We start from the raw sequence: 16,526 nt of genomic DNA, 5'->3' as shown, positions 1-16,526 counted from the left end.
TAGACAATCATGACACTCGCCAATGATCCGATCGTAATCGTCAGCGCCGTGCGCACGCCCATGGGCGGCCTGCAGGGCGACCTGAAAAGCCTGACCGCGCCGCAACTGGGTGCTGCGGCCATCCGCGCCGCTGTCGAGCGTGCCGGGGTAGCGCCTGACAGCGTCGAACAGGTGCTGTTCGGCTGCGTACTGCCGGCAGGCCTGGGCCAGGCGCCAGCGCGCCAGGCGGCCCTGGGCGCCGGTTTGAACAAGGGCACCACCTGCACCACCCTGAACAAGATGTGCGGCTCGGGCATGCAGGCGGCGATCATGGCCCACGACCTGCTGCTGGCCGGCAGCGCTGATGTGGTTGTGGCTGGCGGCATGGAAAGCATGTCCAACGCCCCGTACCTGCTGGACAAGGCCCGTAGCGGCTACCGCATGGGCCACGGCAGGATCATCGACCACATGTTCTTCGACGGCCTCGAAGACGCCTACGACAAGGGCCGCCTGATGGGCACCTTTGCCGAGGACTGCGCCGAGAACAATGGTTTTACCCGTGAGCAGCAGGATGACTTCGCCATTGCCTCGCTGACCCGCGCGCAGCAGGCGATCAAGGATGGCAGTTTTGCCAGCGAGATCGTCCCGGTCGAAGTGACCGAGGGCAAGACCCAGCGCCTGGTCAGCGACGACGAGCAGCCGCCCAAGGCTCGCCTGGACAAGATCCCTCAGCTCAAGCCGGCCTTCCGCGACGGCGGCACGGTGACCGCGGCCAACTCCAGCTCGATCTCCGATGGTGCTGCAGCGCTGGTGCTGATGCGCCGTTCCCAGGCCGAGCAGCAAGGTTTGAAGCCGTTGGCGGTGATCCATGGGCACGCGGCGTTCGCCGATGCCCCGGCGCTGTTCCCCACCGCACCGATCGGCGCCATCGACAAGCTGATCAAGCGCACTGGCTGGAGCCTGGCCGAGGTCGATCTGTTCGAAATCAACGAAGCCTTTGCCGTGGTCACCCTGGCGGCGATGAAGCACCTGGACCTGCCGCACGACAAGGTCAACGTCCATGGTGGCGCTTGCGCCCTGGGCCATCCGATCGGCGCGTCGGGCGCGCGCATCCTCGTCACCCTGCTGGCGGCCCTGCGCCAGAAAGGCCTGCATCGTGGCATTGCAGCGATCTGCATCGGCGGCGGTGAAGCCACGGCCATGGCCGTCGAGTGTCTGTACTGAGGTGCACCATGCTAATCAATGACGAACAACAGCAAATCAGCGACGCCGTCCGCCAGTTCGCCCAGGAGCGCCTACGGCCCTTTGCCGAACAATGGGACCGCGAACATCGCTTCCCTAAAGAGGCAATCGAGGAGATGGCCGGGCTGGGCCTGTTCGGCATGCTGGTGCCGGAGCAGTGGGGCGGTAGCGACACCGGTTACGTGGCCTACGCCATGGCTCTGGAAGAAATCGCCGCCGGCGATGGTGCCTGCTCGACCATCATGAGCGTGCACAACTCGGTGGGCTGCGTGCCCATCCTCAAGTTTGGCAACGACCAGCAGAAGCAGCAGTTCCTCACACCGCTGGCCAGCGGCGCCATGCTCGGCGCCTTTGCCCTGACCGAGCCGCAAGCCGGTTCCGATGCCAGCAGCCTGAAGACCCGCGCCCGGCGTGACGGCGATCATTACGTGCTGAACGGCTGCAAGCAGTTCATCACCTCCGGGCAGAACGCTGGCGTGGTCATCGTGTTTGCAGTCACCGACCCCGAGGCCGGCAAGCGCGGCATCAGCGCCTTCATCGTGCCCACCGATTCAGCGGGTTACCAGGTGGCGCGGGTTGAAGACAAACTCGGCCAGCACGCCTCCGACACCTGCCAGATCGTCTTTGACGACGTGCGCGTGCCGGTAGCCAACCGCCTGGGCGAGGAGGGCGAAGGCTACAAGATTGCCCTGGCCAACCTCGAAGGCGGCCGGATCGGTATTGCCTCGCAATCGGTGGGCATGGCCCGCGCCGCCTTCGAGGTGGCCCGTGACTATGCCCGCGAGCGCGAAAGCTTCGGCAAGCCGTTGATCGAACATCAGGCCGTGGCCTTCCGCCTGGCCGACATGGCTACCCGTGTTGCCGTGGCCCGGCAGATGGTCCTGCATGCTGCGGCGCTGCGCGATGCCGGGCGTCCGGCCCTGGTCGAAGCGTCAATGGCCAAGCTGTTCGCCTCGGAAATGGCCGAAAAGGTCTGTTCGGACGCCTTGCAGACCCTCGGCGGTTATGGCTATCTGAGCGACTTTCCGCTGGAGCGCATCTACCGCGATGTGCGGGTCTGCCAGATCTATGAAGGCACCAGCGATATTCAGCGCATGGTCATTGCGCGCAATCTTTGAAGGGAGCAGCTTGCATGTCATTTGAAACCATTCTGTTGGACATCCACGGCAAGGTCGGCCTGGTCACCCTCAACCGCCCCCAGGCGCTCAATGCCCTGAACGCGCAGATTGTCGGCGAGATCAACCAGGCCCTGGACCAGCTCGAAGCCGACCCGAACATCGGTTGCGTGGTGCTGACCGGCTCCGCCAAGGCGTTCGCGGCTGGCGCCGACATCAAGGAAATGGCCGACCTGCGCTACCCGCAGATCTACGTCGATGACCTGTTCAGCGACGCTGATCGCATCGCCAACCGGCGCAAGCCGATCATCGCTGCGGTGTCCGGCTTTGCCCTGGGCGGCGGTTGTGAGCTGGCGATGATGTGCGACTTCATCCTTGCTGCCGATAACGCCAAGTTTGGCCAGCCGGAAATCAACCTCGGTGTGCTGCCGGGCATGGGCGGCACCCAGCGCCTGACCCGTGCGGTGGGCAAGGCCAAGGCCATGGAACTGTGCCTGAGCGGCCGCCTGATGGGCGCCGAGGAAGCCGAGCGCGCTGGCCTGGTGGCGCGCGTGGTACCGCAAGCCGAGCTGCTGGAAGAGGCGCTGAAGGTGGCGGCGACCATCGCCAGCAAGTCGATCCCGATGACCATGATGGTCAAGGAAAGCGTCAACCGCGCGTTTGAGGTCAACCTGGCCGAGGGCGTACGCTTCGAGCGCCGGGTGTTCCATGCGGCCTTCGCCACCGAAGACCAGAAGGAAGGAATGGCCGCCTTTATCGCCAAGCGTGAGGCGCAGTTCAAGGATCGTTGAAATGGATCGGGCGCTGCTGCCAGCGCCCGATTTTCTCCCGTCACTCCTTGAAAAACCATTGCCGAGCCGCCGCCAGGCTTATCGGCCCGCGGTGCACCACCTTGTTGCCTTCGACGAACTGCCCGCGGTCATAGCGCTGACTGGCAAGCTTCAGGTGTGCGGCCTTGAAGTCGTCGACCGGGGTGTTCTCGGCCGCGTAGTGAAAGTGCGCATACCACAAGGGTTTGTTGGCGTGCAGCACCACGTACTCATCCAGGTACTCCTGCGCCCAATCCCGGGTACTGGCCAGCGACTTGCGCTTGACCAGGCGTTTGAGTTTCACCTGGCCCTTGCCCAGCAAGTACTCCAGCTCGCGCATGCTCGGTGCTTGCGCCAGGGCAGCCTCTATCCTCAGTTGCTCGCCGGTATGCAACAGTTCGTCAGCGACTTCATCCAGCCGCTTGATCTGCAGGGCTGCGTCCGTATTGCCCGCCGCCTGATCGGTCTGGTTGTTCCGCGTCAGCGCCCGTTCGATGGCCTGGCGCTGCGCGGTCAGTGCAAGCCGTCGGCGATCGGCTATTTCCTCGATTTCGATTGGCAGGTAGGTGCTTCTGCCCTGGTTTTTCAGGCGCTGGATATCTTGCCTGGCCAGAGCGGTAAGACGCATGCCTTCACGCAGCAGGGCACCCAGCTCGGCGTCTGCGACCTGTGGAGGTAGCGCTTGCTCGAGGGATAGGGGCTCCCAGGTACCGGTAAGCGGATCTTCACGGTAGGACGCACGGATACTGTCGTCCTGTGGGTTGTGGATGTCGACGATACCTTCACTGTCGCGTCGCTGCTGTCCTAGCAGCACGCCCTCATCGCGGGTTTCGATCAGCCCTGGCACTTGCCGGTGCAACTGACGCAGGCTGCTGCGCTCAAGCAGCGGTTGCGGGTACTCGTCAAGGTCGGCGCGGGTCTCCTTGAGCATCAACGCCAGGTCGGTTTCGAGCCTGGACACCAGGCTGTCGGCGGCCTGCTGACCGGGCAGCAGGTTTTTCAGATTGCCCAGTTGGCGCAGCGCCGTGCTGAAATGGCGCTGGATGTTGTCCAGTACGCGGGCATGAACCTCTGCCTGCTCACGGCTCAAGGCCTGCAGGTTCATGCGCTGCAGCATGCCCTGCTCGAGGTTGCGCCAGCTGTGTTCCAGCCAGTAATCGCTTTCGCTGGCATCCTCGCTTGCCTCCACCAGCCTCAAGCGGTTGCTCATCACCTCGCTGCGCAGGGTGTACCAGTACAACCGCGATGCGGGGCGGGTGGCAGGTTCGTTGAGGCTCAGTTCCATCATCTGGATAGTGGGTTGACGGATGCTGGACAGCTTGTGCAGTTGCTCGCGGGTAGCGCTCAGGGTTTCGCTATGGCTGATCAGTTTGCCGAGCAAAAGCTCGATCTGGTCGAGCAGATCGACCTGCATTGAATGTTCGCTTGAGCCTGGCTCAGGCAAGACTCCGTCGGTTTCCCTGACCGACTGGACAAAGCGCTGGCGCAACGGTTTGTACAGTTTGCCCAGGGTCGAAAGCATGGACAGCTGGCAACGTGCTCGTTCAAACAGGGTTTTTGCCTGCAGTGTCTTGTACTGGTTGAGGGGGCGTTTTTCATTGCGTTCACGCAGCGTCTCTCGGTGTCGCTCGAAGTCCTGGGACAACGTTTCCATCTTGGCCAGATAGCCTTGCAGAATGCGCGGGTCGGTGTCGTCGGTGAGCTGCCGGGCAAATGCCTGCAGACGTTGTTGGCTGGCCAGTGCCTCGGCTTGCTGCGTGCGTAATGTCTGATCCAGGTTGTCGATCGACTGCTCCAGGTCAGCAGGCTTGAGGCGATTGCGCAGAGGCTGCCCGCCGCGCAGGCGCAAGCGCAGATCGAGTGTCCAGCGCAGGGCCTCATCTCTTCTCAGCCAGGGCCCGGCGATAATGCGCGGTTGGTCGATGGCGGCATCGAATTGCACTGGGTAGGCGCGGGCGCCCTGGGCGAAATAGAGTTGTTCGTTGTGCAGGTACAAGCCCTGCAGCGCCCCGTCCTGGATGGGGGAGCCGAGCATGGAGGGTGACAGCGGGCTGGCCAGGCTTTCCAGGTGGGTGCTTTGCTGGGCTGTGAGGCGGTGGTCCGGGCGCGCCCAACTGAAGGTCAGCTCGGCCTGCGGTTCGGCTAGCGCCGGGGTGACTGGCGGTTTTGCCGGCACAAGTGCGTGGCTGGGCCGCCTGCGCACCGCTGGCCTGATGCCCAGCCGGCGGGTGGCGTGCACGAACAGGACCATGGCGATGTTGATCAGCAGGTCGGCGAACGCCTGGCGATGTTCACCGGGACTGTTTTGTACATCGCTCACCAGCAGGCGCTTGGCGCTGTCGAGGACCTGAATCATCCAGGCGACCTTGGCCACACTGCCATCGAACAAGGGCAGCAAGGTGTTGAACATCAGCCAACCCAGTTGCTTCCAGGCGTCCCAGCGCGATTGTGCGGTGCTGGTCGAGTGGCGCTTGGCCCGGTCGACCAGCTCCTGGGCGCTGGCCTGGTAGATCAGGTCGTGCACGGCACCTTTGGCCAGGGCCACACCCAGGCGGGCAGGCGCAGGCGTCTGCAGCGGTTCGAACTCGGCGCCAGGGACGAAGCGGTGAATGTGCGGCTCACGCAGGCCGCCCTTGGCATAAATCGGACGCGTATGTTCAGGCAGACGGTCGAGCAAGTCATCCTGCAACGGACCGGTGCTGGCGAACGCGTCGAACAGGGCGATCCGGTCGTGAAACTCCAGCAGCGGGTCAGTATGCAATGGGCGATACAGCACGCAAGGGCCTTGCCTGACATCGCCAGGTTCGATCAGCCAGGCATTGAGTAGCGTATCGGCAGCAGCGCCGCTTGCGCGCAGCAGGGTCAGGGGCCTGAGTACGAAGGCCCCGGGCAAGGCGTGGGCGAACAGCGCGTCCACCGCCTGGCAGGCCGGCAGGCTGATGCGCTTGTCGCGCAGATGCAGCTCCAGCGCCAGCAGCGGCAACTGCGTCTTCAGCTGCGTACCGAACAGTGTCCGCCGCGCCTGCACCTGGTCGGGGTCGTCGAGCAATTGCCGTTGCAAGGTTTGTGGATACTGCCCGCCGATGTCCAGTTCACTCACCAGGGTGCGCACATAGGCTTCATTCATCCAGTCGGGCAGGTGGGCACCGCTGAGTAACTGCAGGCTCACAGTGCCTGCGGCCAGCACACCGAGGTTGTCGATGGCCAGCTGTGCGAGGGAAAAATTGACGACCTTGACGACGCCATCGGTGATCAGGCTGCCTTGCCCGGGGATGGCGCTGGCGATGACTTGATGATTGCTGATCATTACGTCGCTGGCATTGAATCCCGCACCGGGGTGATCGTGCTCGATCCTCGCGTCCAGGGCCTTGCAGGCGAAGACCTCGGCGGTGTCGATGTCATCACGCCAGGTTTTGCCGGCGGCCTCTGTGTGTGATTGAGCGTGGTTGATCAACAAGGTGCTGTAGCGGATGGCCAGCTCGCTGTCGAGTAGCCATGCCGGCAGCAGGAAGGCGATCTGGTTCTGTCGCTCAAGCTCCTGGGCGGTACACAGGTCCAGCATCGAGGTCGAGCGATCAATGATGGCGTTGAGCGCTGCCGCCTGCTCAGGCGTTCTCGATGCCAAGGCGATGACTTCGATCAAGCGCAAATGTTGTTTGAGAAAGCCGGCGGCCTGGGCTTCGAAGGCCGATGTTGCCGGTTGGCTGAACTGAGCTTGTGGAGCCGTGGATAGCAACGACCTGGGCCAGTTCATAGCTAGCATGTCGAGAAAACCCTGGGTTGACTCGAAGGGCGCCAGCGCACCCACCAGGGTAAACAGGATGGCCACTTGGGCTTTTGGTGGATCGGGAAAATCTTCGATCAGCAAGGCACTGGACAGGTCGGCATCGATAACCTGTGCTGGCGTCAGGTCAACCGTCACCTGCCGGACGCTCAAGCCTTGCAGATTGGCGAACCGGCTGCGTTGCCACGGTGTCGGAAAGGCCGCAACGATGCCGGCGGTGGCCGCTTGAGCCAGGGTTAGCTTGCCGGCGTTGACACTGACATCGATCGCATTCTTCATCAGCCTTTGCAGGTAGCTGGCGTACCAGCTCCAGGGCGTTTCACCGCGCTCGTCACTCAAGCTCCAGAAATCAACCAGCGCCTGCAGGAAGGCTTCAACGATCAAGGGGCCACAATCGTTAATCAGCAGTTCAAGGGTATGCAGGTCGACATTGAGTTGTACATCCTGGCCCTGTTGCGGGTAGCGGCTGAGATAGTCCTCGCCGTCATTCAGGTTCAAGGTGCTGCCCAGGCGGTATCGCTCGATCAGGACTTGAGGCAACTGGCGGATATGAACTTGAGCTTCGGTGTGGCTGATCAGATAGAGCGTCAGCGGATTGTGTTGCAGTGGCAGTCGTCGTTGGCCCCAGTGCTCAAGCAGGATCTGGCCGGCGATTTCGAGCAGGGCGGGACGCTTGACGAAGCGCTTGGCGACCGCGCAGCTCAAGGTCGCCTGTTCGGCAATGGACTGATGGGGCGAAGGGGCGGTCATCTGGCGAGGCTTCCAAAACAGGGGGAAGCGCCATATGACGCCCGCACGCGCCTGAGCAGGCGGTAGCCGGTTACCACCCAGGCGTACTACCAATTGACGAGACGGCACCTGCCAAGGGCCGATTCGCGCCTGCCGTGCGGCTGCTTACCATCGAGCCAGCTGCCTGTCATGCCGACAGGCCCGCAGCGCACATGAGGCCCCCATGATCTACGCACCCCCTGGCACAGCTGATGCCCTGATCAGCTTCAAGGCCGTTTACGGCAACTACATCGGCGGCGAATTCGTGGCCCCGCTGACAGGCCAGTACTTCAGCAACAGCTCGCCGGTCAATGGCCAGGCGATTGCCGAGTTCCCGCGCTCCGGCGCGGCCGACATCGACCTGGCGCTGGATGCCGCCCATGGCGTAGCCGATGCCTGGGGGCGCACGTCCGTGCAGGAGCGCTCGCGAATCCTGTTGAAGATCGCCGATCGCATCGAACAGCACCTTGAAGTGCTGGCCCTGAGTGAAACCTGGGACAACGGCAAGGCCATCCGCGAAACCCTGAATGCCGACGTGCCACTGGCTGCCGATCACTTTCGTTACTTCGCCGGCTGCATCCGCGCCCAGGAAGGCAGTGCCGCCGAGATCAACGAGCACACCGCCGCTTATCACTTCCATGAGCCGCTCGGCGTGGTCGGGCAGATCATCCCCTGGAACTTCCCGTTGCTGATGGCCGCCTGGAAACTCGCCCCGGCCCTGGCCGCGGGCAACTGCGTGGTGCTCAAGCCGGCCGAGCAGACGCCGCTGTCGATTACCGTGTTTGCTGAACTGATCGGTGATCTGTTGCCCGCTGGCGTGCTCAACATCGTCCACGGCTTTGGCCGCGAAGCCGGTGAAGCCCTGGCCACCAGCAAGCGTATCGCCAAGATTGCCTTTACCGGCTCTACCCCGGTGGGCTCGCACATCATGAAATGCGCTGCCGAGAACATCATCCCCTCGACGGTGGAACTGGGCGGCAAGTCGCCGAACATCTTCTTCGAAGACATCATGCAGGCCGAGCCCGCGTTCATCGAAAAAGCCGCCGAAGGCCTGGTGCTGGCGTTCTTCAATCAGGGCGAAGTGTGCACCTGCCCATCGCGGGCATTGATCCAGGAGTCGATCTACGAGCCGTTCATGGCCCAGGTCATGAAGAAGATCCAGCAGATTAAACGCGGTAACCCGCTGGACACCGAAACCATGGTCGGTGCCCAGGCCTCCGAGCAGCAATACGACAAGATCCTTTCCTACCTGCAGATCGCCCGCGAAGAGGGCGCCCAGGTACTCACTGGCGGCGATTGCGAACGCTTGAGCGGTGATCTTGCCAGTGGCTATTACATCCAGCCGACCCTGCTCAAGGGCCACAACCAGATGCGCGTGTTCCAGGAAGAAATCTTCGGCCCGGTGGTCGGCGTGACCACGTTCAAGGACGAGGCCGAAGCCCTGGCGATTGCCAACGACACCGAGTTCGGCCTTGGCGCCGGAGTCTGGACCCGTGACATCAACCGCGCCTACCGCATGGGCCGCGGCATTCAGGCCGGGCGGGTGTGGACCAACTGCTACCACCTGTACCCGGCCCACGCCGCGTTCGGTGGCTACAAAAAATCCGGGGTCGGCCGCGAGACCCACAAGATGATGCTCGACCACTACCAGCAGACCAAGAACCTGCTGGTGAGTTACGACGTCAACCCGCTGGGGTTCTTCTAAAGGCCCGGATAACCTGAAAGAAACGGTTCCAAAGTAGCATTCGACCGGCACCGGCAACGGTGTATTAATAGAAGCACCGCAATCCTGTGGTGCCAGAAGAGGATGGACCTATGTGGAAAAAGCCTGCGTTCACTGATCTGCGTATCGGTTTTGAAGTGACCATGTACTTCGCCAATCGCTGATCCCTCTTGCGCCGGTCGCTGCTTGCAGCGGTCGGCGCTTCTGTTTCTGCCCGCCGATGGTCTGATTGCAATCGAAGGGGGATGCTTTAGGCTGGCGCTATTACTACAACAAGAATAGAAGCGTCCCATGAGCCCGAAACTGAGCCAGTTGCGCAAGTTCGTCTCCCCGGAAATCATCTTCGGCGCCGGTTGTCGTCACCATGTCGCCAATTACGCCAAGACCTTTGGCGCGCGCAAGGTCCTGCTGGTCAGCGACCCAGGGGTGATCGCCGCCGGCTGGGTGGCTGATATCGAAGCCAGCCTGCAAGAACAGGCCATTGATTACTGCCTGTACACCGAGGTTTCGCCCAACCCTCGGGTTGAAGAGGTCATGGCCGGCGCCGAGCGATACCGTAGCGAACAGTGCGATGTGATCGTCGCGGTCGGTGGCGGCAGCCCCATGGATTGCGCCAAGGGTATCGGCATCGTGGTTGCCCATGGTCGGCACATTCTCGAGTTCGAAGGGGTCGACACCATCCGCGTGCCGAGCCCGCCGTTGATCCTGATCCCGACCACCGCCGGTACCTCCGCCGACGTTTCCCAGTTCGTGATCATCTCCAACCAACAGGAACGCATGAAGTTTTCCATCGTCAGCAAGGCGGTGGTGCCGGATGTGTCGCTGATCGACCCGGAAACTACCCTGAGCATGGACCCGTTCCTCTCCGCCTGTACCGGCATCGACGCGCTGGTGCATGCCATCGAGGCGTTCGTCTCGACCGGCCACGGGCCGCTGACCGACCCCCACGCGCTGGAAGCCATGCGCCTGATCAACGGCAACCTGGTGCAGATGATCGCCAACCCCGCCGACATCGCCCTGCGCGAGAAGATCATGCTCGGCAGCATGCAGGCCGGGCTGGCGTTCTCCAACGCGATTCTTGGTGCGGTGCATGCCATGTCCCATAGCCTGGGCGGCTTTCTCGATTTGCCTCACGGGCTGTGTAATGCGGTGCTGGTCGAGCATGTGGTGGCGTTCAACTACAGCGCCGCACCGGAGCGCTTCAAGGTCATCGCGCAAACCCTCGGTATCGATTGCCGAGGCCTGAGTCACAAGCAGGTCAGCCAGCGCCTGGTCGAGCACCTGATTGCGCTCAAGCATGCCGTGGGCTTTCACGAAACCCTTGGCCTGCATGGCGTCGGCATGACCGACATCCCGTTTTTGTCCCAGCACGCCATGGATGATCCGTGCATCCTGACCAACCCGCGCAGCTCCAGCCAGCGTGATGTCGAGGTGGTGTATGGCGAGGCCCTCTGAACCGGCGGGCGATGCTCTGGCCGGGCTGCTGGGGCTGAGCAACCACACCGTACGCAAGAGCCACTACCCGGAACTGGCGGTGCGCCTTGAAGAGCTGGAGGCCGAGCGCAATCGCTACAAGTGGCTGTTCGAGCATGCGGTGCACGGCATCTTCCAGGCCAGTCTTGAAGATGGCATGCGTGCGGCCAATCCGGCGCTGGCGCGCATGCTGGGTTATGCCGATGCACAGGCACTGGTGTTGTCGCGCAACGACCTGGCCAGCCACTTGTTCGCTGGCGGCCAGGATGAATTGCTGGCCATCGCCCAGGTGCTGCAGCGCGAGCAGGCACTGATCGGCTATGAAACCCGGCTGCGCCGGCGTGACGGCAGCCATATCGACGTGCTGATGAACCTGTTGCTGCGTCCGGACGAAGACGGCGTGGTCGAAGGTTTTGTCGCCGATATCACCGAGCGCAAGCTGGCCCAGGAGCGCCTGCAGCAACTCAATGACCAGCTTGAGCAGCGGGTCGCCGAGCGCACCAACGAACTGATCGAAGCCCGTGACGCCGCCCAGGCCGCCAATCGTAGCAAGGACAAGTACCTGGCAGCGGCCAGCCACGACCTGCTGCAGCCGCTCAACGCGGCGCGGCTATTGATCTCCACCCTGCGCGAGCGCCAGATGCCCGCGGGTGAACAGCAACTGGTGGAGCGTGCACACCAGGCCCTGGAGGGCGCCGAGGACCTGCTCACCGACCTGCTGGATATCTCCCGGCTCGACCAGGCGGCGATCAAGCCGGACCTGGACCTGTACCGCCTGGACGAGGTGCTGGCGCCACTGGCTTCCGAGTTTCAACCGGTGGCTGAAGCGGCCGGGCTCAGTTTGCGTGTGCGCGGTGGTCGGCTCGCCGTGCGTACCGACTTGCGCCTGGTCACGCGAATCCTGCGCAACTTTCTCAGCAATGCCTGCCGCTACACCGAGCATGGGCGCATCCTGCTCGGCGCGCGGCGGCGTGGCGATTACCTGCGCCTGGAAGTCTGGGACAGTGGGCGTGGCATCGCCGCCGACCGTCTGGACTCGATCTTTCTCGAGTTCAACCAACTGGATGTCGGCCGCGCTGCCGAGCGCAAAGGGGTAGGGCTGGGGCTGGCAATTGTCGAGCGGATCGCGCGCATACTCGATTACCCGGTCAAGGTGCGCTCATGGCCGGGGCGCGGCTCGGTGTTCAGCATCGATGTGCCGCTGTCGGGAGAACTGCCGAATGAGCTGCCAGCGTCGACGCTTTCGCAGCCCAGTGTGGGGGATCCGCTGCCTGGGCGGCGGCTGCTGGTGTTGGACAATGAACTCAGCATTCAGCACAGCATGGCAGCCTTGCTTGAGCAGTGGGGGTGCGAGGTGCGCACGGCCAGTGATTACGCCGAGGCCCTGGCGGTGCTCAAGGGGCGGGCACCGGAACTGATCCTGGCCGACTTCCACCTGGATCACGGGGTGACCGGGTGCGAGGTGGTGCGTGACTTGCGCAAACATTTCGGCCAGCCCATCCATGCCGTGATGATTACCGCCGATCGCAGTGAGCAAAGCCGCCGGGCCATGCAACGCCTGGGTACACCATTGCTGAACAAGCCAGTGAAACCGGGCAAGTTGCGTGCGGTGCTGAGTCAATTGCTCGGTTAAGGGGATCTTTGTTACAAGGTTTTTGTCGGAGAATGACCGTTTGTCCCTGGGAAAGCGCCTGCGCTGCGGTTTTTTTGTTATAAACCAGCGCCGGGGGAGAGCCTTTAGCACCTTTTCGGTCAAAACCACTGTCATTTCTGTTGCCCAGTGTGAATCTCGGCCTTAGACTGCCGCCCCCTGTAAATTGAGTGCCGGATGGTGCTTGAAGAATTCCGCTCCTGGCGAGCTATTCGCCAGGAGCACCCGATTCGCCTTAATGCACGTATTTTTTATAGAGAAATCAATGACAAAGGAAAAGTTGCTGGCCATGCCGGCCGATGACTACATGAACGCTGAGCAATTGGCTTTCTTCACCGAGCTGCTGCAGACGATGAAGGTCGAGATCCATGAGCGCATCGAACAAAGTCGTGTAACCATCGAAAGCCTGGACACGCCTGCCGATCCTGCCGACGCCGCCTCGGTCGAAGAAGAGCGCCAGTGGCTGGTCAACACCATCGACCGTGACCAGCGCCTGCTGCCGCAACTGGAAATGGCCCTGGGCCGGATCGCCGACGAGAGCTTCGGCTGGTGTGACGACAGCGGCGAGCCGATCGGCCTCAAGCGCCTGCTGATCAGCCCGACCACCAAGTACTGCATCGAGGCGCAAGAGCGTCAAGAGCAGATCGACAAGCACCAGCGCCAGGCCTGACCTGCGCAGGTCTCAGACAAAACCCCCGGGGAGCGATCTCCGGGGGTTTTGTTTTTCTTGCCCTGTATCAAGGGCGGCGGTCTTACATCCAAGGAAGCATGGCTAATGGCAAGATAGTGGCGTTTAATTGTTGCACAACAAGACGTGCTGCGATGGAGCCAAAACATGATGCGAGAAGGATCTCTGCCTGGCGCCGTGATTGAAGGGCAAACTGCGTCGTCCAGCGTCGCGCCCTGGTCAGACACGGTGTTGCAGAGCCTGGTACTGGCGGGGTTGCTGGCGGCCATGGCTTTTGCCGGGCTTTCGTTTTACATCGGCCTGCCTCTGGCCTTGCTGGCGCTGTGGTTACCACGCCTGCGCAAGGCCACGGTTGCCCCGCAGGTGACCAGTGATCCGCTGGCCGAGCTGACTCGCGACCTGTCACGAACCACCAGCCACAACGCCTTGTCGGCAGCCGGCGTGGCGTTCTCGGTGCAGCAACTGGCAGACAAGCTGCAATCGCAACTGAGCGCGGCAGCACAGATCGTCAGCAGCGCCGAAGTAATGATCGGCACCGAGAAGGCTACCTCGCAGTTGAGCCAGCAAGCCCTGGTGGCTGCCCGCAGCGCCCATGAAAGCAGCGCCGCCGGCCGTACGGTGCTGGCGGAGTCGATCCAGCGCATGCACCACCTGAGTTCGCGGGCTACGGCCAGTCGCGAATTGATCGAGGCTCTGCACCAGCGCAGCGAGGATATTGCCCGGGTCACTCTGGTAATCCAGACCATCGCCAGCCAGACCAACCTGCTGGCCCTCAACGCTGCGATCGAGGCAGCCAGGGCCGGTGATCACGGTCGAGGTTTTGCCGTGGTTGCCGATGAGGTGCGTGGCCTTGCCGGGCGCACCGCCAGCGCCACTGAGGAGGTCGGCCAGATGGTTGCCGACATCCAGCACCGTACGGCGCAGGTGGTCGAGCAGATCCGCGAGCTGTCGGATGACCTGCACAGCGGCGTGGATCAGGTCGAGCATACCGGGGAACAGCTGGACAGCATTGCCGGGCTGGCCGCCGGGGTCGAGCAGCAGATTGGCGAGATTGCCGAGGGCACCGAAACCAATCGGTTGCAACTGGACAGCCTGTTCGAGGCGGTGGCCCGGATGCGCAGCGACCTGCAGGTCAGCGACCAGCAAACCCAGCGCCTGGCCCAGGCAGCCGTGCAGCTGGAAGGGCAGGCCGAAAGCATCAGCGAGCGCCTGGCCGAGGTCGGCCTGGATGACTATCACCAGCGCGTTTATGACCTGGCCCGCCAAGGCGCACAGCAGATCGCCGAACAGTTCGAGCACGATATCGCCCAAGGTCGTATCAGCCTTGAAGACTTGTTCGACCGCCATTACCAGCAACTGCCAGGCACTTCACCGGTACGTTTCCGCACGCGCTTCGACCAGTACACCGACCAGGTCCTGCCAGCGATCCAGGAGCCGCTGCTCAAGCCTCATGAAGGCCTGGTGTTCGCCATTGCCTGCACCCAGCAAGGCTATGTGCCTACTCACAACAATGCCTTCAATCAGCCGTTGACCGGGGACCCGGTGGTGGACACCGCGCACAACCGCAGCAAGCGCAAGTTTGATGATCGCACCGGCATTCGTTGCGGTAGTCATCAACAGGCGGTCTTGTTGCAAACCTATACCCGCGACACCGGCGAGCTGATGCACGACTTGTCGGTGCCGATCCAGGTGCAGGGACGGCATTGGGGTGGTTTGCGCCTGGGCTATCGGCCGCAAGCGGATTAACGGGGCTTTGTTACCGCCGATGTAAAACAGCTATGCCGGGGATAGCTTTTTCTGCAGGCACGCAGGTTCTATCATGCTCACATCGTTAGGTTGCTAATAAATTCCGGAGGGAATGATGAATAGCCAAGTCGATGTTGCGGTGATGATCGGCAGCGGCGTGCCTGCGTCGCTTCAGGCATTGGGCAAGCGCGTGTGCTGGGTAGTGCTGGTTAATGGCGAGCGACGTGGCACTGCTTTTGCCAGCCGCACTGAGGCCCAGGAGTGTCGTGCAGCCTGGCTGGAGCAGTTGCGGGACACCGACCGGCCCGGCGCTGCGCGTCAGGCCGGTTGAACCTGGGCCTGAGTCAGTTTTCCAGGTGACGGGCCAGGGCACAGGCTTCGGTATGCTCACGGCGAAAGCCCCTGACCCGCCCGGTGGCCTGTTCGGTGATATGAAAGAACCCGATACCGGCCGGTATTACGACAAAGCGCGGTGGCCTGTTGAACGATTGAGCAGCATATTCTATGTAGGAAACGCCTTTAGGCTCTCGACGGAATTCGGTGTTTTCGTGCATATTCGCTTCCCTGTGTGTTGTGGATGATTTCCAGGAGCCCGTCCTGCTGAAGGGCTTGATCTCATCTATCGCACTTTTGTTGCGATAGTGCTGTCAGAAAAAGCGTCTCCGTTTAAGGAAATTAGCTGAAAATTGGCAAACTGGCTTAAGCCTGCAGTAATGGGTAACCATTCCTGCGCGTTGCTTTGCCAGTCTGCACAGACTTTTCAAGCACCAATCCACTAGTCTTTCAGACTTCGAATTGAAGTACCGTTGCCTTGCGGGCGCCTTGTTGCCTGCCGGGGGAGCGGCGTGTAATCGGTATTTGAGGAATTCTTCATTGGCAGTCAGCAATCTGGATACACATGCCCTGTTTGTGCTGGGCGACCTCAGGGCGAAACTGGTCAAACAGTTTCAAACGCGTTTTGTTTATGTCACTGAACAGAGCGCGGAAGGCCTGTACATGGCCGAGATCGATACTGAAACCGCATTGGTGGTGGATGACAAACAGCGACTGGAGCTCAAGGTCGGCGATCATTTTCGTGCCGCCGTATTGCCCAGCCGTGAAGGTGGCAAGCTGGAAATCCGCTTTCGTGAGATCAAGCTGACCGTGTATGGCCTGGGTGACTATGCCTTTGTTTCTGTTCCTGAAGGCGAAGGTATCGTCTTTAAAGAAGGGCAGAGCGTGGTGCTGGTGTTTGCCGCGAAAGAGCAGCTGCAGGAAGGCCTGAGCAAGACTCTCAAAGCCGTGACTCGCAAGGTTGCCAAGTGGCAGAAGGGTGAGCTGACCACCTTCAAGGCCAGCGAGTGAGTGAGCCCGTCGAACGCTCCAGTCGTGCCGACTTTCATGTTCGGCACCAGGCGCAAGCACGGGCCCTGGCCGAGCAGTGGCTATTGCAACGCCCACAGATGCAGGCCGCCTGGTTTGACTGGGTCGCAACCCAGCTTTATCAATTGAGCCCGCCCGAGTATGCGGCCATGGTCCGCCGTGAGCTGCAACAACTCACGGGTTGAT

The 16,526-nt window shown here is 62.0% G+C and carries 14 protein-coding genes; 12 read left to right on the top strand and 2 right to left on the bottom strand.

The genetic code is table 11. The features are described 5' to 3' along the window. The first annotated feature begins 9 nt into the window (after window positions 1-9). The 3 genes from JV241A_RS15755 to JV241A_RS15745 are packed head-to-tail and all read left to right on the top strand — an operon-like array spanning window position 10 to window position 3,127. A complete protein-coding gene (locus JV241A_RS15755) occupies window positions 10-1,203 on the top strand; it encodes an acetyl-CoA C-acyltransferase (protein ID WP_115087883.1) in 1,194 nt (397 codons plus the stop codon). An 8-nt stretch (window positions 1,204-1,211) separates the two neighbouring features. Beyond that, window positions 1,212-2,339, top strand: coding sequence for an acyl-CoA dehydrogenase (locus JV241A_RS15750; protein ID WP_115087882.1), 1,128 nt, complete (start codon window positions 1,212-1,214; stop codon window positions 2,337-2,339). A 14-nt stretch (window positions 2,340-2,353) separates the two neighbouring features. Next, window positions 2,354-3,127, top strand: a complete 774-nt coding sequence (locus JV241A_RS15745) for an enoyl-CoA hydratase (RefSeq protein ID WP_115087881.1) — start codon at window positions 2,354-2,356, stop codon at window positions 3,125-3,127. Between the two features lie 40 nt (window positions 3,128-3,167). Here the strand turns inward: JV241A_RS15745 and JV241A_RS15740 are convergent, their stop codons facing one another. Then, on the bottom strand, window positions 3,168-7,679 hold the full coding sequence (locus JV241A_RS15740; protein WP_134063446.1) for a hypothetical protein: 4,512 nt from the start codon (window positions 7,677-7,679) through the stop codon (window positions 3,168-3,170). Between the two features lie 202 nt (window positions 7,680-7,881). Here JV241A_RS15740 and JV241A_RS15735 point away from each other — a divergent pair, with 202 nt between their 5' ends. The 7 genes from JV241A_RS15735 (at window position 7,882) to JV241A_RS15705 (ending at window position 15,309) form a co-directional block, all read left to right on the top strand. Further along, window positions 7,882-9,402 carry an aldehyde dehydrogenase family protein gene (locus JV241A_RS15735; protein ID WP_134063444.1) on the top strand — a complete coding sequence of 507 codons (1,521 nt, stop codon included), beginning with the start codon at window positions 7,882-7,884 and terminating at the stop codon, window positions 9,400-9,402. Window positions 9,403-9,512: 110 nt separating this feature from the next. Beyond that, window positions 9,513-9,584, top strand: coding sequence for a pyrroloquinoline quinone precursor peptide PqqA (gene pqqA / locus JV241A_RS15730; protein ID WP_009394664.1), 72 nt, complete (start codon window positions 9,513-9,515; stop codon window positions 9,582-9,584). Between the two features lie 127 nt (window positions 9,585-9,711). Then, window positions 9,712-10,875, top strand: coding sequence for an alcohol dehydrogenase-like regulatory protein ErcA (gene ercA, locus JV241A_RS15725; protein ID WP_115087878.1), 1,164 nt, complete (start codon window positions 9,712-9,714; stop codon window positions 10,873-10,875). Next, window positions 10,859-12,526, top strand: a complete 1,668-nt coding sequence (locus JV241A_RS15720; RefSeq protein ID WP_115087877.1) for a hybrid sensor histidine kinase/response regulator — start codon at window positions 10,859-10,861, stop codon at window positions 12,524-12,526. Before ercA ends, JV241A_RS15720 begins: the two co-directional genes overlap by 17 nt. Window positions 12,527-12,809: 283 nt before the next feature. After that, a complete protein-coding gene (locus tag JV241A_RS15715; protein ID WP_115087876.1) occupies window positions 12,810-13,214 on the top strand; it encodes a TraR/DksA C4-type zinc finger protein in 405 nt (134 codons plus the stop codon). A 165-nt stretch (window positions 13,215-13,379) separates the two neighbouring features. Next, window positions 13,380-14,978 carry a methyl-accepting chemotaxis protein gene (locus JV241A_RS15710; RefSeq protein ID WP_115087875.1) on the top strand — a complete coding sequence of 533 codons (1,599 nt, stop codon included), beginning with the start codon at window positions 13,380-13,382 and terminating at the stop codon, window positions 14,976-14,978. A gap of 115 nt (window positions 14,979-15,093) precedes the next feature. After that, on the top strand, window positions 15,094-15,309 hold the full coding sequence (locus JV241A_RS15705; protein ID WP_115087874.1) for a hypothetical protein: 216 nt from the start codon (window positions 15,094-15,096) through the stop codon (window positions 15,307-15,309). 13 nt (window positions 15,310-15,322) lie between these two features. Here JV241A_RS15705 and JV241A_RS15700 read toward each other — a convergent pair whose 3' ends face one another. Further along, window positions 15,323-15,532, bottom strand: coding sequence for a hypothetical protein (locus JV241A_RS15700; RefSeq protein WP_115087873.1), 210 nt, complete (start codon window positions 15,530-15,532; stop codon window positions 15,323-15,325). 319 nt (window positions 15,533-15,851) lie between these two features. Between JV241A_RS15700 and JV241A_RS15695 the strand changes: the two genes are divergently transcribed. Together JV241A_RS15695 and JV241A_RS15690 are read left to right on the top strand one after the other, a co-directional pair. Next, entirely contained in the window at window positions 15,852-16,322 is a 471-nt protein-coding gene (locus JV241A_RS15695; protein WP_115087872.1) for a hypothetical protein, read from the top strand. Then, on the top strand, window positions 16,319-16,525 hold the full coding sequence (locus JV241A_RS15690) for a hypothetical protein (RefSeq protein WP_115087871.1): 207 nt from the start codon (window positions 16,319-16,321) through the stop codon (window positions 16,523-16,525). The genes JV241A_RS15695 and JV241A_RS15690 overlap by 4 nt, the downstream gene beginning before the upstream one ends. The last annotated feature ends 1 nt before the right edge of the window (window position 16,526 follow it).

Source organism: Pseudomonas sp. JV241A (genome assembly GCF_900275665.1).
Lineage (GTDB): Bacteria > Pseudomonadota > Gammaproteobacteria > Pseudomonadales > Pseudomonadaceae > Aquipseudomonas > Aquipseudomonas wadenswilerensis.
This window is presented reverse-complemented; position numbering and strand designations above follow the sequence as displayed.

Bases quoted from the DNA above. Each gene is read 5' to 3' on its own strand.
- JV241A_RS15755 (WP_115087883.1), top strand. From the start codon at position 10: ATGACACTCGCCAATGATCCGATCGTAATCGTCAGCGCCGTGCGCACG.
- JV241A_RS15710 (WP_115087875.1), top strand. From the start codon at position 13,380: ATGATGCGAGAAGGATCTCTGCCTGGCGCCGTGATTGAAGGGCAAACT.
- JV241A_RS15735 (WP_134063444.1), top strand. From the start codon at position 7,882: ATGATCTACGCACCCCCTGGCACAGCTGATGCCCTGATCAGCTTCAAG.
- JV241A_RS15750 (WP_115087882.1), top strand. From the start codon at position 1,212: ATGCTAATCAATGACGAACAACAGCAAATCAGCGACGCCGTCCGCCAG.
- JV241A_RS15705 (WP_115087874.1), top strand. From the start codon at position 15,094: ATGAATAGCCAAGTCGATGTTGCGGTGATGATCGGCAGCGGCGTGCCT.
- JV241A_RS15745 (WP_115087881.1), top strand. From the start codon at position 2,354: ATGTCATTTGAAACCATTCTGTTGGACATCCACGGCAAGGTCGGCCTG.
- JV241A_RS15715 (WP_115087876.1), top strand. From the start codon at position 12,810: ATGACAAAGGAAAAGTTGCTGGCCATGCCGGCCGATGACTACATGAAC.
- ercA (WP_115087878.1), top strand. From the start codon at position 9,712: ATGAGCCCGAAACTGAGCCAGTTGCGCAAGTTCGTCTCCCCGGAAATC.
- JV241A_RS15700 (WP_115087873.1), bottom strand. From the start codon at position 15,532: ATGCACGAAAACACCGAATTCCGTCGAGAGCCTAAAGGCGTTTCCTAC.
- JV241A_RS15740 (WP_134063446.1), bottom strand. From the start codon at position 7,679: ATGACCGCCCCTTCGCCCCATCAGTCCATTGCCGAACAGGCGACCTTG.
- JV241A_RS15720 (WP_115087877.1), top strand. From the start codon at position 10,859: ATGGCGAGGCCCTCTGAACCGGCGGGCGATGCTCTGGCCGGGCTGCTG.